The following is a 26,901-nucleotide window of genomic DNA, read 5'->3' on the forward strand; positions in this document are numbered from 1 at the left end:
GTATCAGGCTGTTACGCGTTGGCGTCTGCGAGGGAGTCCTTGGCTGCGGCGGCGACGGCTTCGGCGGTGATGCCGAATTCGTTGAAGAGCCGCTTGTAGTCAGCCGAGGCGCCAAAGTGCTCCAGGGAGATCGAACGGCCGGCGTCGCCGACGAATTCGCGCCATCCAAGGGCGAGGCCGGCTTCGACGGAAACACGGGCCTTGACGGCCGCCGGCAGCACGGATTCGCGGTAGGCCTCGTCCTGCTTGTTGAACCATTCCACGCAGGGCATGGACACGACGCGAGCTGCGATGCCTTCTGCTTGGAGGGCTTCGCGGGCCTGGACTGCGAGCTGGACTTCCGAGCCGGTGCCGATCAGGATGACCTGTGCGTCAACGGTCTCGCCGTCCTTGGAGGCTTCGGCCAGGACGTAACCGCCCTTGGCAACGCCTGCGGTGGAAGCGAAGGTGTCACCGACGGCTTCACCTTCGCCGCGGGCGTAGGTGGGGATGTTCTGGCGGGTCAGCACAATGCCGGCGGGGTTTTCGTGGTTCTCCAGCATGGCCTTCCATGCAGCGGAGACCTCGTTGGCATCGCCCGGGCGGACAACGTCCAGGCCCGGAATGGCACGCAAGGAAGCAAGCTGCTCCACCGGCTGGTGGGTAGGTCCGTCTTCGCCCAAACCGATGGAGTCGTGCGTCCACACATACAGGGACGGAACGCCCATCAGTGCGCCGAGACGGATAGCCGGACGCTGGTAGTCGCTGAAGATCAGGAACGTGCCGGAGAACGCGCGGGTGCGTCCGTGCAGGGAAATGCCGTTGACGATCGAGGCGGCAGCGTGCTCACGGATACCGAAGTGCAGGACACGTCCGTACGGGTTGCCCTTCCAGGCATCCGTGGAGCGCGAGGTCGGGATGAACGACGGCGAGCCTTCGATGGTGGTGTTGTTCGACTCGGCGAGGTCGGCCGAACCGCCCCAAAGCTCAGGAAGGACCGGACCGATGGCGTTGAGGACCTTGCCCGATGCCGCACGGGTGGAAACGTCCTTGCCGGCTTCGAAGACAGGAAGCGCAGCGTCAAGCTCGGCCGGCAACTTCTTCGCCTCGACGCGCTCGAGCAGGGCAGCGGCATCCGGGTTGGCAGACTGCCATGCCTCGAACGATGCCTGCCATGCGGCCCGGGACTCGGCACCGCGGTCAAGGACCTTGCGGGCGTGGGCCAGGACTTCCTCGTCAACGTCGAAGGACTTGGCCGGATCGAAGCCGAGCACGCTCTTCAGTGCAGCGACTTCTTCGGCACCCAGGGCAGAGCCGTGGATCTTGCCCGTGTTCTGCTTCTTCGGGGCCGGGTAGCCAATGATGGTGCGCAGCGAGATGATGGACGGCTTGTTTGTCTCGGCCTTGGCAGCCAGAAGAGCCGAGTACAGTTCCTGCACGTCTTCGACGTATTCGCCGGTCTTGGTCCAGTCAACGCGCTGGGTGTGCCAGCCGTAGGCCTCGTAGCGCTTGAGGACGTCTTCGGTGAAGGCGATGTCGGTGTCGTCTTCGATGGAAATGTGGTTCTCGTCGTAGATCACAACGAGGTTGCCCAGTTCCTGGTGTCCGGCAAGCGAGGATGCCTCGGAAGTGACACCTTCCTGCAGGTCGCCGTCGGAAGCGATGACCCAGATGGTGTGGTCGAACGGCGACTCGCCGGCGGGAGCATCGGCGTCGAACAATCCACGCTGGCGACGCTGCGAGTAGGCGAAGCCGACGGCCGAAGCCAGGCCCTGGCCCAGCGGGCCGGTGGTGATTTCCACGCCAGCGGTGTGCTTGTACTCCGGGTGGCCCGGGGTCAGCGAACCCCAGGTACGCAGTGCTTCAAGGTCCTTCAGCTCCAGGCCGTAGCCGGAAAGGAACAACTGGATGTAAAGGGTCAGCGACGTGTGACCGGGGGACAGCACGAAGCGGTCGCGGCCCAGCCAGTCCGGGTTCTTCGGATCGTGGCGCATCAGCTTCTGGAACAGCAGGTATGCTGCCGGAGCCAAGCTCATCGCCGTGCCGGGGTGGCCGTTTCCGACCTTCTCCACGGCATCAGCAGCCAACACGCGAACGGTGTCAACAGCCTTCTTGTCCAGATCGGTCCATGACAGTTCTTGCTCTTCCAAATGTGGCACGAAAACCGAGCCCCTCTCTGTGCTGACGGCAGGCGTATGGACACGGCACGCAGGAAGCACAGGATGGCGCCCGCTGCAATGTGTCTACCAGCCGTTCACCATTGAAACGTTGATCTCTCATCCAGACCCACGGATATCCGAGAATACGGTTTCCCGGATGATCAACGTGTGCTGTTCTGCTCAACAGCTTAGCCCCAAACGTGTCATGGAACTCAGGGAATCCCACTAACTGGACAGAAATTCCCTTATATGAATCACGATTGCCCCCGGGAGCAGTGAAGATTCGGAAACATTGGCGTATTTTGCGGACATCGGGCCTCTTCCGGCCACGGTATGATATTTGGAGGCCACCAGCGGTTCATGCGCCCGTGTTTGCTTTCGAAAGCCGGGACGACATCCGCTGCGAGAACCCCAGAGCATAGAACAGAGTGACTGCCGCCGTGAGCACAACTGATACGCCCGTCAACGCTTCCCCGGCCCGGGGAAGCATCGGAACTTCCCGTAAATTAAAGGCGTATCTGGCTCTGACCAAACCCCGTGTCATCGAGCTGCTCCTGGTCAGCACCCTGCCCACCATGATCTTTGCGCAGCGCGGCTTCCCCTCCATCGGCCTGATCCTGGCAACCCTCGTCGGCGGCGCCTTCGCAGCCGGCAGCGCCGGTGTGTTCAACTGCTACATCGACCGCGACATCGACAAACTGATGCACCGAACCGAAAAGCGCCCGCTGGTGACAGGCGAAGTCTCCCCCCGGGAAGCCCTCGTTTTCGCTTGGATCCTTGGTGCTGCGTCCATCGCCATCCTGTGGTTCGGCGCAAACCCGCTTTCCGCCTGGCTTGGACTTGGCGCCATCGTGTTCTACGTGGTCATCTACACGATGATCCTCAAGCGCCGCACAGCCCAGAACATTGTTTGGGGCGGCGCGGCGGGCTGCTTCCCGGTCCTCATTGCCTGGGCCGCGGTCACCAACACTGTCGAATGGCCCGCAATCGTCCTTTTCATGGTCATCTTCCTGTGGACGCCTCCGCACTACTGGCCCCTGTCCATGCGTTACGGCGAGGATTACCGCAACGCCAAGGTACCCATGCTCGGTGCGATCGCCGGTGCCAAGGTCGTTTCGGTGCAGGTAGTCCTCTACGCCTGGGCCATGGTTGCCTGTTCGCTGCTGATGATTCCGGTCGGAGGCGCGGGCTGGGTCTACACGATCGTTGCTGTGGCCGCCGGTGCATGGTTCCTCTACGAAAGCCACGCCCTCTACAAGCGTGCGCAGGGCGGCGATGTCTCCAACAAGGGCGCCATGAAGGTCTTCCACGGCTCCATCAGCTACCTGACACTCCTCTTCATCGCCTTGGCTGTGGATCCGTTCATCGGTTCCCCGATCATCGGCGGCTGATTCCACCCCTCCGTCCCGCAGCAATATCCGACGACGTCGGCACTCACCTGAGTGCCGACGTCGTTCCGTTTCCCCCATCGCTCGCTCACATCCCTACCGCTTGGACCCATCGCTGAGCACCTAGATGGAGTGCTCACACCACCTATTTTGGCGATCTGACCACTCAAAGTTGATGAAATCACCACCTAGATGAGCCTTTTGCGTCTAGGTGGTGCCTTTGGAGACCTACCGTTCGTGGAGGAACAAAGTTGTTCCGATTCAAATGGAGCATTGGGGAAATCATGAAAGCGGTACTTCGCACAGCGGGTGTTTTGGCAGTAGCGTCAGCCTCGGTCCTGACAGGAGTGAGCGCAGCTCAAGCCGCTCCTGCCTGCTCCACGGCCCGCGTTTGCTTTTACGACGATTATTGGTTCCTGGGAACCCCGCGCCCCTTCGGCTGGGTAACTTCCTACGTCGGCAACGCCGCAAATGACCAAGCCAGTTCCTTGGTAGTTGGGCCGCCGTCAGACTGGGCCTCGCCCTACGTGTACTTCTATCGGGATGCCAACTATGACGGCCACGCCATAATCTTCCGGGGCGGCAACGCAATGAATGATCTGCGTGGCAGTGCCATGATTCCCGGCGTGAATTGGGATGACGAAATCTCAAGTGTTTGGGGCTGAGTTCTTGAGGACCCGGGCCGGTGGTCTCGCCGCGGTTTTTGCTGTCATCGTCACGATAGTGGCTCTGTTGGGAGCAGCTTGTTCAGCACCTCCAGCTTCACCGCCAGACCGCGGTTCCGATGGCAGCCTTCCGATCGTCGACCGTTCTGACGGAGCGGGGGCAAGGGCTTCTCTCAACGAGATCACCGGCGAAGTCCTCCTCCCCATGAGCAGCTATTGGTACTCGGATCGAGAGAACCTCATCGTCAACACCGCGGTCGCATTCCTTATCTACGATTGCGTCGAAGATGCGGGCTTCGGCGGGGCTCCGCGGGGTGGAGCCGGTAAGGCAATGCAGGACCGCAGTTACGGTCAGTGGTCCCGGGCCCTTGCCGCGAGGAACGGGTTCAGCCCGGAAATCCGCAAAATCCCGGGCGTGCTGGACGCGCAGCCCGAGCGATCTCCCGTCACTGCACGACAACAGGAAGCCGAAACCAAATGCTACAACTCTGTTGGACGGGCGGGGTTTCCGGAGCTCCTCGAAGGATTGGCCGTCGATCAGTCGGTTCAGAACAGGATAGTTCAGACTTCCTTGGCCTTAACTGATCGAGACCCGGATTACCTGTCATATCGGAGGGCATGGGAGGACTGCGTGGCGGCCAAGGGTTTGAAGCTCGCCGGCTCGGATTCGTGGTCTTTCCAAGGCGCAGCGTCCAAAGAAGAGGAAGTTCGGATGGCATTGCTTGATGTCGAATGCAAGGACTCCAGCGGCGGGGCACAGCTTCCGTATGACATCCTCGCGCAGTACGAGGCCGCGCAAATGAAGGACCATCAGGCCGAGCTCAATGAAGTCGCTAGCCAGAAAGCTGCATCCGTCGAACGGGCCAAGCAGGTGCTGAGGGACCACGGGGTGGCCGATGCCACGCTCTGAAACCATGCAGAACTCTGAAACCCAGCTCAACTCTGCAATGCGGCGCATTCCGCGATGGTGGCTCCTCCCGTGCGTGTTGGTGCTGGTCGTGGGCGGGCTGGGGGCCGCCTACTGGGCAGGTATCAGCGCGGCGGAGAGTGCAGAGTCACCTCAGGCCTCCCAGCAAACGGTTCCTGTATCCGCCACTGTGGAGAGGCGTGCCGTCGTAAAGCAGGTCGTCTTGTCCGGCAAGGTCGTCCCTGGGACGCAGTCAACCATCAAGGCTGCCGCCTCCAGCGGAATTGCCCGCCTGGTGGTGACGTCGGCTGCCAAGTCACCTGGCGACGAGCTCGTACCGGGGCAACTTGTGGCCGTCGTCTCCGGCCGCCCACTCCTTGTCATGCCGTCCGCCGTCCCGCTCTACCGGGACATTTCACCGGGTCAGTCCGGGCCTGACGTCAAAGGTCTTCAGGAGGCGCTCACCAATTTTGGATTTCCTGTGCCCGCCAGCGGTGTATTCGACCACGGAACCCAGCTGGCACTCTCCAATTGGTACCTGGCTGCTGGATCAAAGGCGCCCACGGAGGTGGCGGCCGATAATCACGGCGACGATACCAACACCTCGGCTGTCATCTTCCGCTGGCAGGAATTCGTCCAGATCCCTGGCGATGTTGGAAAGATCGCAACTATTGCGCAACCGGGAACTGTCCTCGGAGAGGACGGCATCGTCGCCAACGTAACCATCGCCCCTGACACCATCATCGCGCGTGCCGACGTGCTGCAGGCGGAGTCATTCCCCGTGGGTGCAGCTGTGACAGTCCGTGCCGGATCGGCAACCCTTGACACAAAGGTTGCCGGAGTAAGTGCTTTCATCGCAGGAGGAAAAGACAGCAGCGACATTCCGGGAAAGGACATAACGCTGCCGCTGACGGCCGGCAGTGCAGGGTTTTCGGCCGGGCAGACACTAACGGTCACTGCCATCACCGCGGCCCCTGAAACCTTGGCGGTCCCTCTGATCGCAATCCGTCAGGAGCGAGGCAGTGCCTTCGTTGAGGTTGAGGCCGGCCCAGATGTCCGACGCGTGGATGTCTCTGTGACGGGCCAAGCCGACGGGTGGGCTGCCCTGGCAGATGTCCCGTCCATTGCGGAAGGGGATCATGTCCGACTCCCATGATCGAACAACTGTGCCTGAACCAGCAAAGTGCGACCCGAACGGTCGGCCGGCGCTCCTAAGCCTGCGTGGGGTCACCCGCTCCTTTTCGGGAACGGAAGCGCTCAGAAGCATCGACCTGGATATCCATGCGGGGGAATTTGTAGCGATCGTGGGACTTTCAGGTTCCGGCAAGTCGACGCTCCTCAACATCCTGGGCCTTTTGGATACGGCGACCAGCGGCACCTACCTCCTTAGCGGCGCGAACACGGCAGGATTCAACGAGGGCCAACGCGCTGAAAGCAGGGCCCGTACATTTGGCTTTGTCTTTCAGGACTCCCATGTGGTGGGACGCGACTCAACAGCACGCAACGCCACGCTGGGTCTTCGCGCCCGGGGGATAAAGGCGGCGCTTCAGAAATCGCTGGTCTGGCCGCAATTACATCGTTTTGGCCTCGACCATCGCGTGGGCACACCGGCGGCGATGCTCTCTGGCGGTGAACGGCAACGGCTCGCAATCGCCCGCGCTGTCATCGGTGATCCAGACGTTATCCTCGCTGACGAGCCCACTGGAAGCCTCGACACAGCCAACGGCGCGATTGTGCTGCAGCACTTACGCGAGCTTCGCGAGGGCGGGACCACCGTCATCATGGTCACTCATGATCCGGGCATTGCCGGCTCCGCAGACAGAGTCATCACGATGCGGGACGGCCAGGTGATCAGCGATACAGGAGCGGCGATCCGTCAAGCGACGGCGACGGACGCACAGGTTTCCCCATCCGCGTCCGCCCTCAAGCGTCAGCGCATAAGTGAGTTCACCGACCTCGTTGCCGAGGCACTCTCCGCCCTTACCGGACGACCCGGGAAGGCACTGCTCTTGATTCTGGCTTTTCTCATCGGCAGCGGTGGCTTGGTCGCAGCCATCGGTCTTAGCGAAAGCGCCGCCGTTAAGGTCGCGGACCGCATTGACGACGCCGCCAGCGATGAAGTCCGAGTAAACCGCGACGGCGGGTACCCATCCTGGGATGCGGTCCGATCCGACCTCGGACGAGCAAAGCAGCTTAAGGGAGTCCGGGGAGGCGGAATTGTCGCCGAGCTATCGGCTTCGGTTGTCCTCCCGTCAACCTTCCGCCCAGGCACTTTTCCTGATCAACCCGTATTTGGTGGGGCAGTCAGAGTGGCGGACTCCGGCTATCTGGCGATACAAGGCGCAACGGTTTCGTTCGGTGACCCGGCCCTGCTCGATCAATCATTTGGTGGTCCAGTGGCATTTATCGGTCGAGGAGCAGCGCAGGATCTGGGCATCGGCACCCCTGGGCCCGGCGCCGTCGTCTGGCTCTTTGGGCAACCTGTTCCGGTGGTCGGCCTCATTACGGACCCGGGACGGGACCCCATTCTGACCGAAGCTGTGGTGGTGGGACTCGGATCCTATTCCGTCACAGACAGAATGGCGGCCAGCCTGGTTTTGCGCACGGACCCCGGAATGCCTGCCGCAATTGCCGAGGCAATCCCCAAGGCGCTAAACCCCACCGAAACGGGCGCCGTCAAGGTTGAGACCGTGGCTGACCTACGCGAACTCAAGCAAGGAATCAATTCGGATCTCGGCCGACTGGTAGCGATCGTCTCCGTCGTCCTGTTGGCCATCGCGTGCCTCAGCGCAGGCACGACGATGTATCTCGGAGTGACAGCGAGGTTCAATGAGATCGCCTTGAGGCGGGCCCTCGGTATGCGGCGCTGGCCGCTGGGCTGCATGTTTCTCCTGGAAGGGGCCATCGTCGGGGCGATCGGCGGCGCAGCAGGGGCCGCCATTGGAATGGCCGCTGTCCTTAGCTATGCGGCGAGTGAGGGCTGGTGCCGGCCATTCCAGGGTTTGCCGCATTCTGGGGAATCGGCGCAGGCACCCTGAGCGGCACCATCGCTGCCGCGTACCCTGCCCTCGTTGCATCCAGGGCCAACCCAGCCCAGTTGATTCGCCTCTAGCCACTGGCAGGTAACCAGCTACCAGAAGCGCGTTACCCGAGGGCCTGTTCCCAACCCGACAAGTACGCCTAGCCGACCGGACTGTGTTTGGCGACGTCCGCTGCATTCGTGGCAGCGCTCATCAGCAGCGCAGCGCCCAGCATGTGCGCGCCCACCAGAAGCGCCGGAATGCCGTTGTAGTACTGGGTGAAGCCAATGACTGCCTGCAGCAACGTCACGCCCAGCAAGAGGAAGGCAGCAGTGCGGAACGGACCACTGATCCTGCGCCGGACCACCAGGAACACGGCGAGGAGGGTGCCGGCCGTGATGAGGTAGGCGGGAATGGCGTGGATGTGTGAGAAGAGATCCCAATCGAGGTCATTCCTCGGAGCATCGGCGTCCCCGGCGTGCGGGCCGGCTCCTGTGACCACGACGCCGAGCATGACAGCGATGGCGGAGAACACGGCAACCGCCATCATCAGGGGACGAGTTACTGAAGGTAGTGCCGGCAGGGTCCTGTTCATGAATCGGCCCGTTCGCCCGTAGGCCCTGTTGACCAGCAAAGTTGCGAAGACAACGAGTGCCATCGAGACAAGGAAATGCAGGCCCACAACCCAGGGGTTGAGGTTGGAGAGCACGGTGATCCCGCCAATAATGGCCTGCGCCGGGATGCTGGCAAGAAGGCCAAGTGCCAGCAGGAAGAGGTCCCGGCGCTGCTTGCGGAGGTTCCACAGGTACACCAGCATGAGCGCGGCGACGGCGGCCAGGGCGAAGGTGAGCAGGCGGTTGCCGAACTCAATGAAACCGTGGATACCCATTTCGGGGGTATTGACCAAGGAGTCGTTGGTGCAGCGGGGCCACGTAGGGCAGCCCAAACCGGATGCCGTAAGCCGTACGGCGCCCCCTGTCACCACCAGGATGGTCTGCCCGATGAGCGACAGCAACGCCAAGCGACGTACGGCCGAGTTGACCTCGGTGGGCAGTTTGGATGTCCATTGCTGGACGGTTTTCGGGAGGCGGGATGCCGTGCTCACAGTTTTCTCACTTCTTAGTTCTGCTCGGATCAGTTTTGCTCGGATTTGCTTAGTTCCATTTGAACCAGCGGATGGCCGCGCCGCCTGCCAGCACGGTCCACAGCAGCAGGATCACAACGGCAGACAAGGGAATGGTGCCCTGAAGGAAGGCATCCCTCAGTCCTTGCCCAAGTGCCCCGGAAGGCAGGAAATGCACAATGCCCTGCAGAACCGCCGGCAGGCGATCGGCCGGTACGACGATTCCGCCCAGCGCACCCAGCAGGATCCAGAGCAAATTGGTAATGGCGAGCGTAGCCTCGGGCCGCACAGTGCCGGCCACCAGCAAACCGAGAGCCGTGAAAGCTGCTGCGCCAAGGACGAGCAGGCCCAGCCCGGGAAGCCAGGCTTCCGGGCGTGGCTGCCATCCAAGGAAACCTGCCACGGCGCCAACCACCAGGACCTGGAGGGCAAGGACCACCAGCACGGCAAGGATCTTCCCTGCAATGAGGCCGCCCCTGCCAAGCGGGGTGGTGGAGAGGAAGCGGAGCACCCCGTAGCGGCGATCAAATCCTGTGGCAATGCCTTGTCCGGTAAACGCGGTGGACATGGCGCAAAGAGCCAGGATGCCCGGCGTAGCGGTATCTACCCGCGAGGGACCGAGACCGTCCAGCAGCGGGGTCACCACCAGGCCCACCAAGGCCATCAACGGAAGGACGATGGCGAGGATGAGCTGCTCACCGTTGCGCAGCATGGTGATGGTTTCGTACCGTCCCTGCTGCATGATGCGGCGGGGCAGGGACGCCGGACCTGCGTTGGGAGCGAGTAGGCCGGTCATCGGAGGTCCCTTCCGGAGATGTCGAGGAAGACGTCCTCGAGGCTTCGTGATTCCAGGCGCAGCGATGCAGGCATGATGTTCCGTTCTGCCCACCAGGCAGTCAGCCCGGCGAGGTCAGCGGGAGTTATGGCGCCGGCAATGGCGTAACTTCCGGAGCGGGACTCGGTAATGCGGAGCCCGGCTCCCACGACGCCTGCGAAGTCGAGACCTGCAGGAGCATCGAAGTACAGAGTCCGGTCTGACGCTCCGGATTCGGCGGAGTGGTCATGCCTGAGGAGTTCAGCCACTGTCCCTTCCGCCACGTTGTGTCCGCCGTCGATGATGTAGACGTAGTCCGCCAGCCGCTCGGCGTCGTCCATCAGATGCGTGGTGAGAACGATTCCCATGCCCGCGTCCCGCAGTTCGGCAATAAGTTCGAACACCATTTGCCGCGACTGCGGATCGAGCCCGGCACTGGGCTCATCAAGGAACAGGATCTCCGGGTTTCCAACGAGGGCTGCCGCCAAAGCCAGCCGTTGCTTTTGACCCCCGGAAAGACGCCGCACCCCGGTCCTGCTGAACTGGTTGATGCCCAGCCGCTCCACCAGGGCATCGACGTTCATGGGGTTCTTGTACATGCCGGCCACGTGGCGCAACAGCGGGATTGGACGGGCCGACGGCGGCAGGCCACCGTCCTGGAGCATCACGCCTACCCGGGCGCGCAGTTCAGCACCTGCAGTATCCGGATCCGCCCCCAGAAGGGTGATGGAGCCACCGGTTCGCTTCTGCAGGCCCTGGGCACACTCCAGCGTGGTGGTCTTGCCGGCCCCGTTCGCACCAAGAAGTGCGGTTACCTGGCCACGCTCTGCCACCAGGGACAGTCCACTGACCACCCGTAACATTTTGCCGTCGAGGGAGGCCAAAGGGCCTACATCCTTGATGAGTCCGTCTATGGTGAGGACAGGAGATTCGGGTGAGCGCACCAAAGTATTCTACGTGAAGTAGTACGGTCACACTTGGCGCGGAGCCAAGGTCAGTCTTGCCTTACTGGATGCGTGAAACAAATTACGACATGATTGTGTTGTGTATTCCATGAGCAGTCCAGTATCCATGCCCCAAAAGCGGCATGCTGCAGCGGGAGAGGCCCTTGTTGCCTCACCCTCGCTGCCGGACGCGGATGACCGCACCCGTGACCGCGTCCTCAGCGCCGTGCTCGAGAATGGTCCTGTCAGCGCAGCCGAGCTGGGAGATCTCCTCGGATTTACCCCCGCCGCCGTTCGCAGGCACCTTGACCATCTTGAACGCAGTGGCGTCATTGAGGTCAAGCGTGTTGCCAAGGCCGGTTCAGGTGCCGGTCGGCCCGCGCGTCGCTATGTCCTGAGTTCACAGGGGCAGTCCAAGCTGGGCGATGACTACCTGAACATCGCAAGCTCGGCCCTGCGTCGCCTCCAGGAACTTGCGGGCGAGGACGCTGTCCGGGAGTATGCGGAAGAGCGTTTCGCGGACATGGAAAGGCGCTATGCACCGGAAGTCCAGGCCGCAGGGGACGACATCACCGCCAGAGCCATGGCACTATCCAAGGCATTGAGCCGCGACGGCTTTGTTGCCTCCGCCCATTCCATCGAAGCCAAGGCGCCGTTGCCCGCAGCGTTGTCCAGCGTTCAGCTGTGCCAAGGGCATTGCCCCATTCAACGCCTCGCCGCGGAGTTCCCGGTGTTCTGCGATGCCGAGACCAAGGTCTTCTCCCGTTTGGTGGGAGTCGACGTCCGGCGCCTCTCGACGCTCGCGCAGGGCGGACATGTTTGCACCACCCACATACCTACCGGGCGATTGGCTGCCACGGTGCCCCCAGGCGCCGAAGTGCAACCCAAGAGCCCGTATCAGGAATCTAACAACCAGCAAGAAAGGCCGTGATGACGGACCAAATAGCAGAGAAAGCGGTAGCCGACGGCACTGTGATCTCGGAGATTCTGGAGAAGAATCCCGAACTGCACGGTATCGGAAACTACGAGTACGGCTGGGCCGACAAGAACGACGTAGGCGCCAATGCCCGTCGTGGCCTCAACGAGGAGGTCGTCCGCGACATCTCCTCGAAGAAGAACGAGCCCGAATGGATGCTCGATCTGCGCCTCAAAGGCCTGAAGTACTTCGACCGCAAACCCATGCCTACCTGGGGTGCGGACCTCTCGGGCATCGATTTCGATAACATCAAGTACTTCGTGCGCTCCACCGAAAAGCAGGCGGCAACCTGGGAAGACCTTCCCGAGGACATCCGGAACACCTACGAGAAACTGGGTATTCCGGAAGCTGAGCGCAGCCGCCTCGTCTCGGGCGTGGCCGCCCAGTACGAGTCCGAGGTTGTCTACCACCAGATCCGTGAGGACCTGGAAGCCCAGGGCGTCATCTTCCTGGACACCGACACCGCGCTGCGTGAGCACCCTGAGATCTTCCAGGAGTACTTCGGCACCATCATCCCCGTGGGCGACAACAAGTTCGCATCGCTCAACACGGCTGTTTGGTCCGGCGGATCATTCGTGTATGTGCCCAAGGGTGTGCACGTCGACATCCCGCTCCAGGCCTACTTCCGTATCAACACGGAGAACATGGGCCAGTTCGAGCGCACCTTGATCATCGCCGATGAGGACTCCTACGTTCACTACATCGAAGGTTGCACGGCTCCGATCTACACCTCGGACTCGCTGCACTCCGCGGTCGTGGAGATCATCGTGAAGAAGGGCGCACGCGTCCGCTACACGACCATCCAGAACTGGTCCAACAACGTGTACAACCTGGTCACCAAGCGCGCCATCTGCGAAGAGGGCGCCACCATGGAGTGGGTCGATGGCAACATCGGCTCCAAGGTGACCATGAAGTACCCGGCCGTCTACCTCGTTGGCGAGCACGCCAAGGGTGAGACGCTGTCCATCGCTTTCGCAGGCGAGGGCCAGCACCAGGACACCGGCTCAAAGATGGTCCACATCGCGCCGAACACCAAGAGTTCCATCATTTCCAAATCTGTCGCCCGTGGTGGTGGCCGCGCTGCCTACCGCGGCTTGGTCCAGGTCCGCGAGGGTGCCAAGCACTCTGCCAACACGGTCCGCTGTGACGCGCTGCTGGTGGACACCATTTCGCGGTCGGACACGTACCCGTACATCGACATCCGTGAGGATGACGTCGTACTCGGCCACGAGGCCACCGTTTCCCGTGTCAGCGAAGAACAGCTCTTCTACCTGATGTCCCGCGGAATGCCGGAGGACGAGGCCATGGCCATGATCGTGCGCGGCTTTATCGAGCCGATCGCCCGCGAGCTGCCCATGGAATATGCCCTTGAGCTGAACCGCTTGATTGAACTTCAGATGGAAGGATCCGTCGGTTAATAATGACTGATATCACTACTGAAAAGGCCCGCATCGGCGCGCCTTCAGCACAGCCCTTTATCGACGGCTTCACGGAGGAAGGCGAGAACCTCTCGCCCATCAACGCTGACGGTTCGACGGCGGCAAAGCCGTCGGCGGGTCCGCTCGCGGGCGCTTCGTCCAAGAGCCACTCCCACGGTGGCGGGGTAGGCGTCCCGGACAGCTCCCGCGCCGGCCGTCTCACCTCGTACAACCTTGACGATTTCAAGGCACTGACCGGACTCGAAGAGGACTGGCGGTTTACTCCGCTTCGTCGTCTCCGTGGGCTGCACTCCGAAGCCCTTATCGGCGCGGCGCCGGCTGTCACGGTTTCCGCACCCGCCGGCGTCACTGTCGAAACTGTCGGCCGTGATGACCGCCGCATCGGCTTGGCCGGCATTCCGGAAGACCGTGTTTCTGCCAACGCCTGGTCCGGCTTCAAGGAAGCCACTGTGATCACGGTTCCCTCGGAGACCACGCTCGAGTCGGAAATCACGGTTACCTTGACCGGCGCCGGTACCGATGCCGCTGCCCAGCACATCGTTGTGGTGGCGGAGAAGTTCTCCAAGGGTGTCCTGGTCCTCGGCCACGAAGGTTCTGCCGTTGTGTCGGAGAACGTGGAAATCGTTCTTGAGGATGGCGCAGAGCTGACCGTCGTGTCCCTGCAGGAATGGAACGATGACTCCGTTCATGCTTCGTCCCAGCAGGCGAAGATCGGCCGCGATGCCAAGTTCAAGCACATCGTGGTCAGCCTCGGTGGAGACCTCGTCCGTGTCACCCCGACTGCACGCTTTGCTGCTCCGGGTGGCGAGGTTGAACTCTTCGGCCTGTACTTCGCAGACGCCGGCCAGCACCTTGAGCACCGCACGTTCGTTGACCACGGTCAGGCGAACTGCGTGTCCAACGTGCTGTACAAGGGTGCTTTGCAAGGCAAGGGTGCACACACCGTATGGGTGGGCGATGTCCTGATCCAGAAGAATGCCGAAGGAACCGACAGCTACGAGAAGAACCAGAACCTGGTTCTGACCGATGGCTGCCGCGCCGACTCCGTGCCGAACCTGGAGATCGAGACGGGTCTCATTGCCGGTGCAGGCCACGCCAGCGCTACCGGACGTTTCGACGACGAGCACCTCTTCTACCTCATGGCCCGCGGTATTCCGGAAGAAGTTGCCCGCAGGCTCGTAGTCCGCGGCTTCCTCAACGAGATCATCCAGAAGATCAACGTACCGGCCATCGAAGATCGCCTGACGGACGCTGTTGAGCGCGAGCTCGCCGCGACCGAGAACTAACGACGAACCCAACAAAGACAGGCAGTCCGGACAAGCATGAGTGAACAAACCAAGGGCGAACTGGTATGCAACGCCAATGACATCCAGGTCAAGCAGGCCCTGCGGGTTCTCATTGACGACTATCCCGTAGCGATCGTCAGGGATTCCATGGGCGAAATCCACGCCATTGGCGATACCTGCTCGCATGCGGATATCTCGTTGTCCGAAGGCGAAGTTGAAGGTTGCGCAATCGAATGCTGGGGACACGGTTCCCAGTTCGATCTCCGCAGCGGACAACCCCTCCAGCTGCCCGCCTACGATCCCGTGCCCGTGTTCGCCGTCACCCTCGACGGCGATGACGTTTACGTGGACGTGACCAACGTTGTGAACGGCGCTTCGGTAGAGAACTACTGAGCGCCCAGTACCGCCAGACTTACGAACAAAAAGAAAGAAGAGCATGTCTACTCTTGAGATCAACGACCTGCACGTCAGCATTGAGACGGAGCAGGGCACCAAGGAGATCCTGAAGGGCGTCAGCCTGACCATCAGGACCGGCGAAACCCACGCCATCATGGGCCCCAACGGCTCGGGCAAGTCCACCCTCGCCTCCACGATCGCCGGCCACCCGCGCTACACGGTCACCAGCGGCACCATCACGCTGGACGGCGAGAACGTGCTGGACATGAGCGTCGACGAGCGCGCCCGCGCCGGCCTCTTCCTGGCCATGCAGTACCCGGTGGAGGTCCCCGGTGTGACCATGACCAACTTCCTGCGCACCGCCAAGACCGCGATCGACGGCGAAGCACCGGCACTTCGTACCTGGACCAAGGACGTCAAGGCTGCCATGCAGCAGCTGCGCATCGACGCCGACTTCGCCCAGCGCAACGTCAACGAAGGCTTCTCCGGTGGTGAGAAGAAGCGCGTGGAGATCCTGCAGCTGGAACTCTTCAAGCCGAAGTTCGCCATCCTGGACGAGACCGACTCCGGCCTCGACGTCGATGCTTTGAAGGTTGTCTCCGAAGGTGTGAACCGTGCGCACGACGCCGGTAACATGGGCACCCTGCTCATCACCCACTACACCCGCATCCTGCGCTACATCAAGCCGGAATTCGTCCACGTATTCGTGGATGGCAAGGTTGTCGAGGAGGGCGGCCCCGAGCTGGCCGACCGCCTTGAAGAAGAGGGCTACGACCGCTATGCGCCAGGCGCCGGCGTTGCCGTTGCTCCTGCCGTGCAGGCCTAGTTAGGATCGTCCCATGACCGAAATCAAAGCGGCGCGTACCAGCCTCGAGGACGTCGAGGAAGCGCTCAAGGACGTCATTGACCCCGAACTCGGCGTCAACGTGGTGGACCTTGGCCTCCTCTATGGCCTCAAGTACTCGGACGAGGACGGCGCCCTCCTGATCGACATGACGTTGACCACGGCGGCCTGCCCGCTGACGGATGTGCTTGAAGAACAGGTAGGCAAGTCCCTCGACGGAGTTGTTGACGATTGGCGCCTGAACTGGGTCTGGATGCCGCCATGGGGTCCGGAGCGGATCACCGACGACGGCAAGGACCAGATGCGGGCCCTCGGCTTCAACATCTGATCCGGGATTTCCGCCCGCTAATGCGGGCATAAAGAAGGGTTCCGGGCTATATGCCCGGAACCCTTCTGCTCTTTAAGCGTGAAAGCTATGGGGTTGCCACTCCGAAGGTGTCGCACTTGTTGATGTCACCTGTGCTGTAGCCCTGATAGAACCACTTCTGCCGTTGTTGGCTGGATCCGTGCGTCCACGATTCGGGGGAGACCCGTCCAGTGGCCGCTTCCTGGATCCGGTCATCTCCGACGGCGGAAGCAGCCGACAGCGCGTCCTGCAGGTCCTGCTCGGTGAGGGGATCAAGGAAGGGCTTGCCGCTGGCATCAGTCTGCGTGGTGGCGTGGCGAACCCACAGCCCTGCATAGCAATCGGCCTGCAGTTCCACCCGAACGCCTCCCGACTGGGGTCCTTGCGGATCCTGCTGTGCCCGGTCGAGGTTGCCCAGGATGTTCTGGACATGGTGACCGAATTCATGGGCCACCACATATTCCTGGGCGAGCGGGCCGCCCGAAGAGCCAAACCGTGTCACCAGTTCATCGAAGAACCCGGGGTCGAAATAGGCCTTCACGTCGGCGGGGCAGTAGAACGGTCCAACAGCCGTGGTGGCCGGACCGCATCCGGTGTTGGTGGCCTGGTCAAAGATGACCGTTCCTGGCCGCGAGTATTTCACATTGTATTGGGCCAGGTAGTCGGGCCAGAAGGCATTCAGGCTGTTCACGGTGCCGGTGATGCGGCAGTCGAGGCGCTTGTCCGCGTCAGCCCCGGTCTGGCACTCCTGCACGCCCCCTGCTCCGGTTCCGCTTTCGACGGCGGGAGGCGGACTCCCTCCACCGCTCAGGTCTCCGAGGATGTTGGGGTTGATACCGAAGAGGGCGAGCAGCAGCACCACGATGCCACCACCGATGCCACCACCGATTTTGGTCCCTCTGCCCATACCACCGCCACGTCGGTCCTCGACTTGGGACGGGTCAAGCTGCGCGCCATCGTTGAAACTCATACTGTCAGAATAGACGTCACTTTTGATGCCAGGGTGCGGACACTGCCGTAAAATTGGCTGGATGCCTTTCCTGGACAAACTTCACATCTGGGCTGATGAGCGCCCGCACGACACCGCCGTCGTCGTGGGCAGCAGCCGGATCACGTGGGCCGGACTTCGCGACGGCGCAGCAGGACTGCTGGCCGCCTCCGGCTCCACGACGGTGCTGGCCGAACCAAACTCCGTTGACTTCGTTGAGCGGTACGCTGCCGCCGTCGCGGGGGAGCGACGCTGCGCAGTCCTTGACCCCCTCTGGCCTGCTCCAATGATTGAAGACGTAGCCTCGCGCCTTGTTGAATCCCGCAACTGCGGCGCAGCCAAAACTGCAGGAACAGCCGGAACCGCAATGGGGAGCGGTCTGCATGACGGAGATCCTTCAAGCACGTTCCTGGTTGGCCTGACCTCGGGTACTACCTCAGTTCCCAAAGCCTTCACCCGTTCCCGCCGCTCGTGGCAGGTCTCGTTCGAGGCTTCCATCGAATTCTTCGGACTCTCGCAGGATGACCACACGCTGGCGCCGGGCCCGCTTTCCGCGAGCCTGAACCTTTATGCCCTCTCCGAGTGCCTTTACGCGGGGGCCGCGTTCCACACCCTCGAATCATTCGATGTCGGAGACGCCCACGCGTCCATCAGCCATGACGGCATCACCCGCTTGGTCCTTGCCCCCACCATGCTGCGGTTGCTGAGCGAACGGGGCCTGGCAGGCGACGTGGACGCCTCCGGTATCCGCAGTATCATCTGCGCCGGATCGAAGCTGGACGCACGGACCCTGGAAGCTGCCAGGCGCTGGGCACCGCATGCTGCCATTTATGAGTACTACGGCGCTTCGGAGTTGAGTTTCGTCTCGGGTACCCGGCTGGCCGCCGGTGAACCGCTGGATGTGGGGGGCACGGGCATCGGAACCCCCTTCCCGGGCGTGGAGCTCAGCATTCTCGACGACTCCGGCAACGTCTTGCCCGAAGGCACCCACGGCAACATCAGCGTGCGCAGCGGAATGGTCAGCAATGGCTACTTGTGGGGCGACGACGGGCACGCCCTGCGCTGCCTCAACGGCTGGTACACGGTAGGGGACCAGGGCTACCTCCGAGGGGGAGTCCTCCACATCCTTGGCCGGCGTTCGGACATGATCGTCACTTCAGGGAAGAACGTGTACCCGCACGAGGTGGAAGTGGCCATGGCCTCTGTGCCGGGCATCGAGGTGGCGGTCGCCGCCGGCGCACCTGACGACATCCGCGGTCAAAAGGTGATCGCCGGCGTCGTTCCTGCCTATGGCGCCGTGACGGCGACGCAGCTCCGCACCGGGCTCGACGGCCTGCTGGCGCGGGATAAGTGGCCGCTGCAGTTCTACCTGCTCTCCGAACTGCCAATAACGGATCGTGGCAAAGTCAGCCGTAAGGTGTTGCTGGATTGGATCAAGAACCATGATTCCAGGGCACAGCCCCTTGGTTAGCACGGCGACGCAAACGGACCCCGCCCGGCAACCTGTCATCATTGCGGCCCTTCGATCGCCGGTTTGCCGCGCCAACGGGCAACTCAAGCATCTCCGCGCGCCGGATCTCCTGGCGCCGGTCCTGGCTTCGCTGCTGGAGTCCACGGCGGTGGAACCCTCGGACGTGGACGACGTCATCATCGGCAACGCAGTGGGCGGGGGTGGAAACCTCGCCCGGTACGCCGCGCTCCAGGCCGGCTTGCCTGTCACCGTCCCGGGGCTAACGGTTGACCGTCAGTGCGGCTCTGGACTGGACGCCATAGCGCTGGCATCCCGGCTGGTTGCCGCCGGTGGTGATCCGCTGTTCCTGGCCGGCGGCGTCGAAAGCATCAGTACGGCCCCGGCCAGGGCCAACAAGGATCACGACGGCGGACTCGAGTTCTACTCCCGGGCCACCTTCGTGCCGCCACAGTTCGGAGACCCGGACATGGGAGTCGCTGCGGAAAATGTTGCCAGGACTTTCGGCGTGACCAGGGAGAGGCAGGACGAGTATGCCCTACGCAGCCACCGCCGCGCAGTGGAGGCTGCCGCTGCGGGCCGATATTTCGACGAAATCGTCCCGCTGAGCGGCACTGATGGGCCCGTGATGTCCGATGACGGTCCCAGGCCTTCGCTGCGACCCGCTTTGATGGCCCGTTTCCCGGCCGCCTTCGTGACCGGTGGAACAGTCACGGCAGCGAACTCGTGCTTCGACGCGGACGCCGCGTCCGCCGTCGTGGTGACCTCCATGGCGCGGGCACGCGCGATGGGTGCGGTGGACGGACTCGAGGTGCTTGGCAACGACACGGCAGGCGTTGATCCGGATCGGCTGGGTATTGGTGCCGCCCATGCTGCCGAACGATTGCTCGCCAGTCGTGGTGTGGCAGCAAACACGCTGGACCTCATCGAGTTCAACGAGGCGTTCGCATCGCAAACCATCGCATGCTTGGAACACTTGGGCCTGGATCCTGCCCGGGCGAACCGTGAAGGCGGTGCCCTCGCGTTGGGTCACGGGTACGGTGCATCGGGGGCCGTTCTGGTGACGCGGCTCTTGGCGCAGGCCAGGACACGGTACCGCGAGACAGGATCCGGGGCCCTCGGGCTGGCGATGATCAGCATCGCCGGCGGTATGGGCACCGCCAGCCTTTTGCGTTACTCGCGGCTCTGACTCAAGGGGGCTTCGTCGGCTTCGCCCAGCCCCCTGGCAGCTAGGGCGTCGCCGGTCTGCCGTGCATAGGCCACGGTCGAGATGAACACGGGCAGGACCAAGGCCCTGGGGTTCCGTTCAAGGCCCCGGGCGCGCGCGGAATCCCGGACATCGGCGAAGGCGCCGGCGATAAACGGAATGCTGCGGAGCATCACGGCAATGGTCAGTGCGAAACGTTCGGGATCGGCGCCGAACCGGCGGAACGGTTTGGAGATGGAGACCACGCCATCCAGCAAATCCTGCACGGGGGTGGTGGCGGTCAGCACCGAAGCGGCCACGACGCATACCAGTACATTCAGCACGATGCGCGCCGCTGTTGGTCCGCCCAACTGCCACCACTGGAAAAGACCGATGGCCAGCAGGATGGGCGTGACCATCCAGAGGGATCCCAGGAGTCGTTTGATCCCGGCGCCGCTGAGCAGGAAGAGCCCGCACATGACGATGAAGACGGCCAGGGATACTGCCCAGTCGACAATCAGGAACGACGCCGTTCCGCAGGCCGCCACCACAAGGAATTTCAGCCACAGGGGAGTGCGGTGTATCAGGGAACTGCCAGGGACGTGCTGTGCGAGCAGGTGGCCGTGGCCCCTCACCTCGGTAACCCTTCCACGGGCAGTTCGACTGCTGTACCTTCGCACAGCGCACGGTAATGGGCCACGGCTTCGGCCGCGCCGCCGTCGAACACTATGCGACCGTCCTCCACCACCAGGACCCGGTCCATGTCGAGGACCAGGTCGAGGTCATGCGTGGACATGATGACCTGTTGGTCCAGCCCCGCAATGGTTCGGCGCAGGAGCTCACGGTTGCGCAGATCCAGCAGGGTGGACGGTTCATCAAGGACCAGAACCCCGGGGTTGACGGCCAGCACCGCGGCCAGCGCGAGCAGTTGGCGTTCTCCGCCGGAGAGTTCATAGATGCTCTGGTCGGCTACGCGGAGGAGCCCGAAGCGGTCGAGGACGGCTTCAGCCCTGGCAGTACGTTCCTTGGGGTTCCTGACGGAACGCCGCAGGGACAGCTCAACATCTTCCCGCCCTGTCGGCATCACCAGTTGGGACAACGGATCTGTGAAAACGAAACCTACGTTAGCCCGCACGCGGCGGACATCTGAATCCGTGCTGCGGCCATGCACCACGACTGTTCCATCAGTGGGAGCCACCAGACCGTTGAAGAGCCGGAGAAAGGTGGACTTGCCGGAGCCATTGGCGCCGATCACACCGATACGACGCTCCGTGAGCTCCAGGGAAAACCGGTGCAGCAGTGTCTTGGGAGCGTCGCCGGTGTCGACAGCCACGCGCACCGAGACCCCATTGAAACTGATGCTGTTCAACTTCCCTGCTTAACCCGACGTACCAGGACATCCGGGCATGCCTTGTGAATTGCCAGTGCGATGATCACGGCCAGGACGTTCTTGAGGGTGTCCCCGGGAAGGAACGGCAGGTCAGCGAGCAGTGCCTTGCTGAAGTCGAGTTTGGCGTTGACCATCATGCCGAGGACGCCCAGGCCATGGACAACAACGAGACTGCTGGCCATGGTGGCAGCGAACAGCCAAAGTCCCCGGTATTTGATGGTCCTGCGGATCGCTACGGCGGCAAGGTAGCCTGTGGCCGCCGCCGCCAGCGGGAAGGCGATGATGTACCCGGCCGAAGGGCTCGCGAGGATACCCAGGCCGCTGCGGCCCCCGCTGAAGATGGGCAAACCTGCCAGGCCCAACAAGACATAGAGTCCGACGGCGGCGAAGCCGCGACCGGCGCCAAGTACCAGTCCGCTGAGCATCACGGTCAGGGTCACCAAAGTGATGGGCACACCAAGGGCGCCCACCGGAATGCCGGGTACGATCGACGACGCGGCCACGAGGGCTGCAAAGACGGCGATGAGACCGATATCGGTTGCGTTCCAGCGTTTGCGTGAGGTGGTGGGCCGCTGCACAGTGACAGCATCGGTCTTGCTCATGACGGGTCCTAACGGATGAGATGGGTGCGATGAAAGTACTTGTTTCCCCTGGCTTCGACAATACGGATGCGGGGCGACGTGGATTTTGGAGCCTCCCTACAAGGGTGCTCGGGGAATCTTTGGTCGTTGGCACAGTTTCCGCTGTTGGAAGAGGATGTCAGTCCGTGCCCTGGGTGCCGGTAGACTTGAACAGGCTGTTCTCACGGCCGCACCCCGCCGCACTCATCGGGCCCACCGGCCCCCGCAGGCGTTCCCCATTGAAAGGCATCACCCGAATTGATTACCGTCCAGGAACTCGAACTCCGCGCCGGCGCACGCCTGCTCATGGACCAGGTCAACTTCAGGGTGGACAAAGGGGACAAGATCGGGCTGGTCGGCCGCAACGGTGCCGGCAAGACAACTCTGACGCGCGTCCTGGCAGGGGAGGGCCTTCCCGCGGGCGGCAAGGTGACGCGCAGTGGCGAGATCGGCTACCTGCCCCAGGATCCCCGGACGCCTGACATGGAACAGCTCGCCCGCGACCGTATCCTCTCGGCCCGCGGCCTGGATGTGGTGGTCGGAAAGCTGAAGAAGGCACAGCAGGAGATGGCCAGCGAAGACGCGTCCATTCAACGGAAGGCCATGAACCGGTACGACCGCTTGGAGTCGGAGTTCCTGGCCGGTGGCGGGTACGCCGCGGAGGCAGAGGCTGCCGCCATTTCCTCGAACCTGGCCCTTCCGGAGCGCATCCTCAACCAGCCGCTCAAGACACTGTCCGGTGGCCAGCGCCGCCGTGTGGAACTGGCCCGCATCCTGTATTCCTCGGCCGAAACGCTGCTGCTCGACGAACCGACCAACCACCTCGACGCCGACTCCATCACCTGGCTGCGGGACTTCCTGAAAGACCATCAAGGCGGCTTGATCGTGATCAGCCACGATGTGGAGCTGCTTGAGGCTACGGTCAACAAGGTCTACCATCTGGACGCCAACCGCGCCCAGATCGATTACTACAACATGGGCTGGAAGCGTTACCTCCAGCAGCGCGAAACCGATGAGCGCGCCCGTAAGCGCGAGCGTGCCAACGCAGAGAAGAAGGCCCAGGTCCTGATCGACCAGGCAAACAAGATGCGCGCCAAGGCCACCAAAGCCGTTGCCGCTCAGAACATGGCCAAACGTGCGGAACGCCTTCTCGGCGGGCTTGAAGCGGTTCGTGAAAACGATCGCGTGGCCGCCCTGCGCTTCCCGGATCCTTCACCGTGCGGCAAGACCCCGCTCACCGCGGAGGGCCTGAGCAAGTCCTACGGGTCCCTGGAAATCTTCACGGATGTGGATCTGGCCATCGACCGCGGCTCCAAAGTGGTCATCCTCGGCCTCAACGGTGCCGGCAAGACCACCCTCCTGCGTATGCTGGCCGGCGTCGACAAGCCTGATACCGGCGACATCATCCCGGGCCATGGACTCAAGGTGGGTTATTACGCCCAGGAGCACGAAACGCTGGACCACGAACGTACGGTGCTGGAAAACATGAGGTCCTCGGCTCCGGACATGAAGGACGCTGAGGTCCGCGGGATCCTGGGTTCGTTCCTGTTCTCCGGAGACGACGTCGACAAGCCCGCGGGAGTGCTTTCCGGTGGCGAGAAGACACGCCTGGCGCTTGCCACCATTGTGGCTTCGAGCGCCAATGTGCTGCTCCTTGACGAGCCCACGAACAACCTTGACCCTGCCAGCCGTGCCGAAATCCTGGGTGCGCTGAAGAACTACAGCGGCGCCGTCGTCATGGTCAGCCACGATGAAGGCGCAGTGTCAGCCTTGAACCCGGAGCGGGTAGTGCTGCTCCCGGACGGTGTCGAGGACCACTGGAACGAGGACTACCTGGACCTCATCACCCTGGCCTAAGGGCCGGCGGTGCCCCGCATGCATCGCTCTACCGAACCAGGAGTTCCTCGGCGTTCGTGATCCTGCGGAGTTCTTCATAACTGATGGAGAACATGGAGTTGTGGTCGCCGGCGCCGGCCCAGAGGACGGGGTGCTGTTCCAGCGAGGCATCCAGGATGGTCCGGATCCTGCCGGGGTGGCCCAGCGGGGCCACTCCACCCACTTCCTGACCCGTGTGCTCCAGCACGAATGCAGGCTTGGCGCGCCGGATCCTGCCGGTCCCAAGCTGATCTGCCACGAGTGCGGTGTCAACCTTGGCAGCGCCGCTGGCAAGGATCAGCAGCGGTTCGCCATCGACATCGAATATCAGGCTGTTGGTAATAGCTGCCACCTCGCAGCCAAGGACCGCCGCTGCAGCTGCGGCCGTAGGCACCTCGTCATCGAATACTTGGACTGTGTCCTTGGCGCCGGCGGCTATCAGGGCCGACCGCACGTTGTCCACGGGATCAGTAGCCGGTTCAGTAGCCTTGTGCATCCAGGATTGCGTCTTCCTCTTCTTCGGCTGTGGGCCGCTTGTTCTTGCGCGGGGCAGGGGCACGGCGCTTCGGGCTTCCGCCGGCGGCCATGATCTGCTCGTCCTCTTCGTCTTCGGCGTCGATGGCAGCGTTGCGGGCCTGTTGGCGCGCGGCGTAGCCGAACCCAATGAACATCAGGACTCCAAAGGCGAACCATTGAAGGGAGTAGGAGAGGTGGGTTCCTTCTTCGGTGGCCGGTTTGGGGAACGGTGTCGGCATGGGCTGCACGGCAGGGTTCTCGCTGGCCAGCTGTCCGTAGGCTCCGGTGGCGATGGGGTAGGAAAGTTCAGTGGCAAAGCTTGCCAGGTCAATGGAGGCAAGCTGCCCATCCACCGCCCCGCGGTCAAGCTTCGGTTCGGCGGGCTTCAGGCGCGCAACAACGGTGACCTCGCCTGTGGGAGGCGCCGGAACGACGTCGGGACGGCCCGGTGTGTTGTTGCCGATCGGCAGCCAACCGCGGTCGATCACCACCGCCTCGCCGGTGGTGAGGCGGAAAGGAACCACGACGTCGTAGCCTGGCTGGCCGTTCAACGGGCGGTTGCGGACAACGCGCTGCCCGTCGATGTCGTAGCTGCCGCGGAGTTGGACCTGCGTCCATTCCCGTTCGGGATCCAGCGCGTTGAACTGGTCCTTGATCTCGGAATAGGGGATGGGCGTCGCGGAATAGTTGCTGACAACGCGATTGATTTCGGCGAGCGTCTCAGCCCTGCGGTCCATCTGCCAGCGCCCCAAAAACACACAGGCAGTCGCGAAAATCACGGCCAAAACGAAGTACCCCAGCCACTTGCTGGAGAAGAGGAAACGGTACATTCAGCGGGCCTCGTTCACTGCCGGATCATCGGTAAACGGCACCGTCTCTTTCCAGAGGCCCCGGGTCTGCAAGTAGTCTTCAAGCCATTCACGGTGCTCATCGCACGCAAGCCACACCTTTCGACGCTCCGGCGTGTGGATGCGAGGATTGTTCCACAGGAGCTGCCACCCGGCATCCTGGCGGCATCCCTTCCGGGAGCATGTGGCAGCTGCTGTGGCGCGACCGGAGTCCTGGCTGCCCAAGCCTGCGCTGCCAAGATTAAAGATATTCATGAAGCCGTCCGTCCGTCGCCGGGGTTGCCGGCTTCTCCTGCGTGGTCATTCGTTCCGGGGTCTGCTTCTCCGTCGGCCGGTGGGTCGTCCACCAGTTCGCCCTGAAGCACCGTGGGCGCGTCGCCATCCTGGTCATCGTCAGGCAGGTCCGACCGCTCGAGTTCCGGAACTGCCACATAGTCCAGCAGTGAATCGCTGTGGTCCTCGGCTTTGTCGTTGCCGTTGGCTATGACCACGGCGATCCAGGGGAGAAAGACCGCGCCTGCAATGGCAATGATCTTGAACCAGCCGTCAACGACGAAAATCAGGACGATGCAGACCATGCGGATCCCCATGGCGACGGCGTACTTGATCATTCGTTCGCGCATGTCCTCGGAGTGCGCGGCAGCGGCATCGGTGATGCTGTGGACTTCGGGGTCGCTGGAGACCGCGTCCGGTTCCCCGGGCACTTGCTGCAGGGGGCTGTTCTCTCGTGTCACAGCTGAATCATCACGCTCCAAAGGCCTCTTCCAATTCTCTCACCAAGGCCATAGCCCGCCCAAACCGCGCAGCGTGCCGGTTACCCGCGGGTTGCTGCAGGCGGCGGATAAGATCGAGACAGGAAAATCCCTCTTCACGCGGCATTCGATGACCGCAGAACCTGGAGCAAAAGCATGTCTGAAGCAGTATCCACCGGTCGCAGCGTCCTCATCACTGGCGGTAACCGCGGCATCGGCCTGGCCATCGCGGAATCATTCCTTGCCAACGGCGACAAGGTGGCTGTTACCTACCGCAGTGAAACAGAACTCCCTGAGGGAATCCTGGGCGTAAAGGCCGATGTCACTGATGAAGCTTCGATCGATGCGGCGTTCAAGGTTGTCGAAGAGGCGCACGGGCCGGTTGAGGTTCTGGTGGCGAACGCAGGCATCACCAAGGACACGCTCCTGCTGCGGATGAGCGAAGACGACTTCACCTCGGTTCTCGACACCAACTTGACGGGAGCATTCCGGGTCATCAAGCGCGCCAGCAAGGGCATGATCAGGCTCCGCAAGGGCCGTGTGGTGCTTATCTCCTCCGTATCCGGCCTCTACGGAGCTCCGGGACAGATCAACTACTCCGCTTCCAAAGCCGGAATGGTGGGTATCGCACGGTCCCTGACGCGCGAGCTGGGAAGCCGTGGCATCACCGCCAACGTAGTGGCACCCGGGTTCATCAACACGGATATGACAGCCGAACTGCCGGAGGACACACAGAAGTCCTACCTCGCCAACGTCCCGGCCGGGCGTTTCGCTGAGGCATCCGAAGTGGCCAACGTTGTCCGCTGGGTGGCCAGTGATGAGGCCGCCTACATCTCGGGCGCGGTGATCCCCGTCGATGGCGGCTTGGGAATGGGCCACTGACCCACTACCGCAAACGGTAGTTTTTGTCCGGGGCCGACAACGGATTTCATCGTTGCCGCTGGCATGATGGAATCCGAGCCCACGGAATTT

General features: G+C 62.6%; 27 protein-coding genes. 15 read left to right on the forward strand and 12 right to left on the reverse strand.

The features are described 5' to 3' along the window. Positions 1 to 11 precede the first annotated feature (11 nt). Entirely contained in the window at positions 12 to 2,138 is a 2,127-nt protein-coding gene (gene tkt, locus AB4Y81_RS00325; protein ID WP_200888246.1) for a transketolase, read from the reverse strand. Positions 2,139 to 2,566: 428 nt separating this feature from the next. Between tkt and AB4Y81_RS00330 the strand changes: the two genes are divergently transcribed. From AB4Y81_RS00330 to AB4Y81_RS00350, 5 genes are all read left to right on the forward strand, one after another. Then, on the forward strand, positions 2,567 to 3,529 hold the full coding sequence (locus AB4Y81_RS00330) for a heme o synthase (RefSeq protein ID WP_018777566.1): 963 nt from the start codon (positions 2,567 to 2,569) through the stop codon (positions 3,527 to 3,529). Between the two features lie 281 nt (positions 3,530 to 3,810). Then, the gene (locus AB4Y81_RS00335; protein WP_110504612.1) at positions 3,811 to 4,191 is read left to right on the forward strand and encodes a peptidase inhibitor family I36 protein; all 381 of its coding nucleotides are present in this window, start codon (positions 3,811 to 3,813) and stop codon (positions 4,189 to 4,191) included. Beyond that, positions 4,163 to 5,101 (forward strand): hypothetical protein, encoded by a 939-nt coding sequence (locus tag AB4Y81_RS00340; RefSeq protein WP_441994814.1) that lies wholly within the window; start codon positions 4,163 to 4,165, stop codon positions 5,099 to 5,101. The genes AB4Y81_RS00335 and AB4Y81_RS00340 overlap by 29 nt, the downstream gene beginning before the upstream one ends. Before the next feature lie 4 nt (positions 5,102 to 5,105). Next, positions 5,106 to 6,254 (forward strand): hypothetical protein, encoded by a 1,149-nt coding sequence (locus AB4Y81_RS00345; RefSeq protein WP_434326736.1) that lies wholly within the window; start codon positions 5,106 to 5,108, stop codon positions 6,252 to 6,254. A 10-nt stretch (positions 6,255 to 6,264) separates the two neighbouring features. Next, a complete protein-coding gene (locus tag AB4Y81_RS00350) occupies positions 6,265 to 8,136 on the forward strand; it encodes an ABC transporter ATP-binding protein/permease (protein WP_441994817.1) in 1,872 nt (623 codons plus the stop codon). Between the two features lie 142 nt (positions 8,137 to 8,278). Here AB4Y81_RS00350 and AB4Y81_RS00355 read toward each other — a convergent pair whose 3' ends face one another. Genes AB4Y81_RS00355 through AB4Y81_RS00365 form a run of 3 tightly spaced genes read right to left on the reverse strand, consistent with a single transcriptional unit; the run spans position 8,279 to position 10,999 of the window. Then, complete coding sequence (locus tag AB4Y81_RS00355; protein ID WP_018777571.1) at positions 8,279 to 9,223, reverse strand: COX15/CtaA family protein; 945 nt, start codon at positions 9,221 to 9,223, stop codon at positions 8,279 to 8,281. A 49-nt stretch (positions 9,224 to 9,272) separates the two neighbouring features. Then, entirely contained in the window at positions 9,273 to 10,037 is a 765-nt protein-coding gene (locus AB4Y81_RS00360) for an ABC transporter permease (RefSeq protein ID WP_018777572.1), read from the reverse strand. Next, entirely contained in the window at positions 10,034 to 10,999 is a 966-nt protein-coding gene (locus AB4Y81_RS00365; RefSeq protein ID WP_018777573.1) for an ABC transporter ATP-binding protein, read from the reverse strand. The genes AB4Y81_RS00360 and AB4Y81_RS00365 overlap by 4 nt, the downstream gene beginning before the upstream one ends. A 109-nt stretch (positions 11,000 to 11,108) precedes the next feature. Between AB4Y81_RS00365 and AB4Y81_RS00370 the strand changes: the two genes are divergently transcribed. From AB4Y81_RS00370 to AB4Y81_RS00395, 6 genes are read left to right on the forward strand one after another with little or no spacing between them, the layout of a single operon-like run. Next, complete coding sequence (locus AB4Y81_RS00370) at positions 11,109 to 11,930, forward strand: helix-turn-helix transcriptional regulator (RefSeq protein ID WP_026267140.1); 822 nt, start codon at positions 11,109 to 11,111, stop codon at positions 11,928 to 11,930. Next, positions 11,930 to 13,393, forward strand: a complete 1,464-nt coding sequence (gene sufB / locus AB4Y81_RS00375; RefSeq protein WP_018777575.1) for a Fe-S cluster assembly protein SufB — start codon at positions 11,930 to 11,932, stop codon at positions 13,391 to 13,393. The genes AB4Y81_RS00370 and sufB overlap by 1 nt, the downstream gene beginning before the upstream one ends. 2 nt (positions 13,394 to 13,395) lie before the next feature. Then, the gene (gene sufD / locus AB4Y81_RS00380) at positions 13,396 to 14,700 is read left to right on the forward strand and encodes a Fe-S cluster assembly protein SufD (RefSeq protein WP_018777576.1); all 1,305 of its coding nucleotides are present in this window, start codon (positions 13,396 to 13,398) and stop codon (positions 14,698 to 14,700) included. Positions 14,701 to 14,736: 36 nt separating this feature from the next. Further along, complete coding sequence (locus AB4Y81_RS00385) at positions 14,737 to 15,093, forward strand: non-heme iron oxygenase ferredoxin subunit (RefSeq protein ID WP_018777577.1); 357 nt, start codon at positions 14,737 to 14,739, stop codon at positions 15,091 to 15,093. Between the two features lie 43 nt (positions 15,094 to 15,136). Beyond that, entirely contained in the window at positions 15,137 to 15,922 is a 786-nt protein-coding gene (gene sufC / locus AB4Y81_RS00390; protein WP_018777578.1) for a Fe-S cluster assembly ATPase SufC, read from the forward strand. Positions 15,923 to 15,935: 13 nt separating this feature from the next. Then, positions 15,936 to 16,268: a metal-sulfur cluster assembly factor gene (locus AB4Y81_RS00395; RefSeq protein ID WP_055975711.1), complete on the forward strand. Its 333-nt coding sequence runs from the start codon at positions 15,936 to 15,938 to the stop codon at positions 16,266 to 16,268. A gap of 85 nt (positions 16,269 to 16,353) precedes the next feature. On the opposite strand, the gene ypfJ is transcribed toward AB4Y81_RS00395, so the two are convergent. Next, positions 16,354 to 17,256 carry a KPN_02809 family neutral zinc metallopeptidase gene (gene ypfJ / locus AB4Y81_RS00400; protein ID WP_018777580.1) on the reverse strand — a complete coding sequence of 301 codons (903 nt, stop codon included), beginning with the start codon at positions 17,254 to 17,256 and terminating at the stop codon, positions 16,354 to 16,356. A gap of 61 nt (positions 17,257 to 17,317) precedes the next feature. On the opposite strand from ypfJ, the gene AB4Y81_RS00405 reads away from it, so the two are divergent. Further along, entirely contained in the window at positions 17,318 to 18,745 is a 1,428-nt protein-coding gene (locus AB4Y81_RS00405) for a class I adenylate-forming enzyme family protein (protein ID WP_441994821.1), read from the forward strand. Further along, positions 18,717 to 19,931: a thiolase family protein gene (locus AB4Y81_RS00410; RefSeq protein WP_434326742.1), complete on the forward strand. Its 1,215-nt coding sequence runs from the start codon at positions 18,717 to 18,719 to the stop codon at positions 19,929 to 19,931. Before AB4Y81_RS00405 ends, AB4Y81_RS00410 begins: the two co-directional genes overlap by 29 nt. Here the strand turns inward: AB4Y81_RS00410 and AB4Y81_RS00415 are convergent. Genes AB4Y81_RS00415 through AB4Y81_RS00425 form a run of 3 tightly spaced genes read right to left on the reverse strand, consistent with a single transcriptional unit; the run spans position 19,916 to position 21,920 of the window. Continuing rightward, positions 19,916 to 20,563: an energy-coupling factor transporter transmembrane component T family protein gene (locus AB4Y81_RS00415; protein ID WP_018777583.1), complete on the reverse strand. Its 648-nt coding sequence runs from the start codon at positions 20,561 to 20,563 to the stop codon at positions 19,916 to 19,918. The two genes, AB4Y81_RS00410 and AB4Y81_RS00415, sit on opposite strands and share 16 nt — an antisense overlap. Beyond that, complete coding sequence (locus AB4Y81_RS00420; protein ID WP_434326744.1) at positions 20,560 to 21,297, reverse strand: energy-coupling factor ABC transporter ATP-binding protein; 738 nt, start codon at positions 21,295 to 21,297, stop codon at positions 20,560 to 20,562. Before AB4Y81_RS00420 ends, AB4Y81_RS00415 begins: the two co-directional genes overlap by 4 nt. After that, positions 21,294 to 21,920 (reverse strand): biotin transporter BioY, encoded by a 627-nt coding sequence (locus AB4Y81_RS00425; protein ID WP_441994822.1) that lies wholly within the window; start codon positions 21,918 to 21,920, stop codon positions 21,294 to 21,296. The genes AB4Y81_RS00420 and AB4Y81_RS00425 overlap by 4 nt, the downstream gene beginning before the upstream one ends. Before the next feature lie 276 nt (positions 21,921 to 22,196). On the opposite strand from AB4Y81_RS00425, the gene AB4Y81_RS00430 reads away from it, so the two are divergent. Next, on the forward strand, positions 22,197 to 23,795 hold the full coding sequence (locus tag AB4Y81_RS00430) for an ABC-F family ATP-binding cassette domain-containing protein (RefSeq protein WP_018777586.1): 1,599 nt from the start codon (positions 22,197 to 22,199) through the stop codon (positions 23,793 to 23,795). Between the two features lie 28 nt (positions 23,796 to 23,823). Here AB4Y81_RS00430 and AB4Y81_RS00435 read toward each other — a convergent pair whose 3' ends face one another. The 4 genes from AB4Y81_RS00435 to AB4Y81_RS00450 are packed head-to-tail and all read right to left on the reverse strand — an operon-like array spanning position 23,824 to position 25,932. Further along, positions 23,824 to 24,309: a YbaK/EbsC family protein gene (locus tag AB4Y81_RS00435; protein WP_055975727.1), complete on the reverse strand. Its 486-nt coding sequence runs from the start codon at positions 24,307 to 24,309 to the stop codon at positions 23,824 to 23,826. Beyond that, the gene (locus tag AB4Y81_RS00440; RefSeq protein WP_275779386.1) at positions 24,293 to 25,159 is read right to left on the reverse strand and encodes an SURF1 family cytochrome oxidase biogenesis protein; all 867 of its coding nucleotides are present in this window, start codon (positions 25,157 to 25,159) and stop codon (positions 24,293 to 24,295) included. Before AB4Y81_RS00440 ends, AB4Y81_RS00435 begins: the two co-directional genes overlap by 17 nt. Next, positions 25,160 to 25,432 (reverse strand): hypothetical protein, encoded by a 273-nt coding sequence (locus tag AB4Y81_RS00445; protein WP_039241248.1) that lies wholly within the window; start codon positions 25,430 to 25,432, stop codon positions 25,160 to 25,162. It abuts the gene before it with no gap. After that, positions 25,429 to 25,932, reverse strand: coding sequence for a DUF3099 domain-containing protein (locus AB4Y81_RS00450; protein WP_064722130.1), 504 nt, complete (start codon positions 25,930 to 25,932; stop codon positions 25,429 to 25,431). The genes AB4Y81_RS00445 and AB4Y81_RS00450 overlap by 4 nt, the downstream gene beginning before the upstream one ends. 153 nt (positions 25,933 to 26,085) lie before the next feature. Here AB4Y81_RS00450 and AB4Y81_RS00455 point away from each other — a divergent pair, with 153 nt between their 5' ends. Further along, on the forward strand, positions 26,086 to 26,811 hold the full coding sequence (locus AB4Y81_RS00455; protein ID WP_039241251.1) for a beta-ketoacyl-ACP reductase: 726 nt from the start codon (positions 26,086 to 26,088) through the stop codon (positions 26,809 to 26,811). The last annotated feature ends 90 nt before the right edge of the window (positions 26,812 to 26,901 follow it).

It is taken from the genome of Paenarthrobacter sp. TAF1 (genome assembly GCF_052113825.1).
In the GTDB taxonomy this organism is placed as follows: Bacteria; Actinomycetota; Actinomycetes; order Actinomycetales; family Micrococcaceae; genus Arthrobacter; species Arthrobacter nicotinovorans.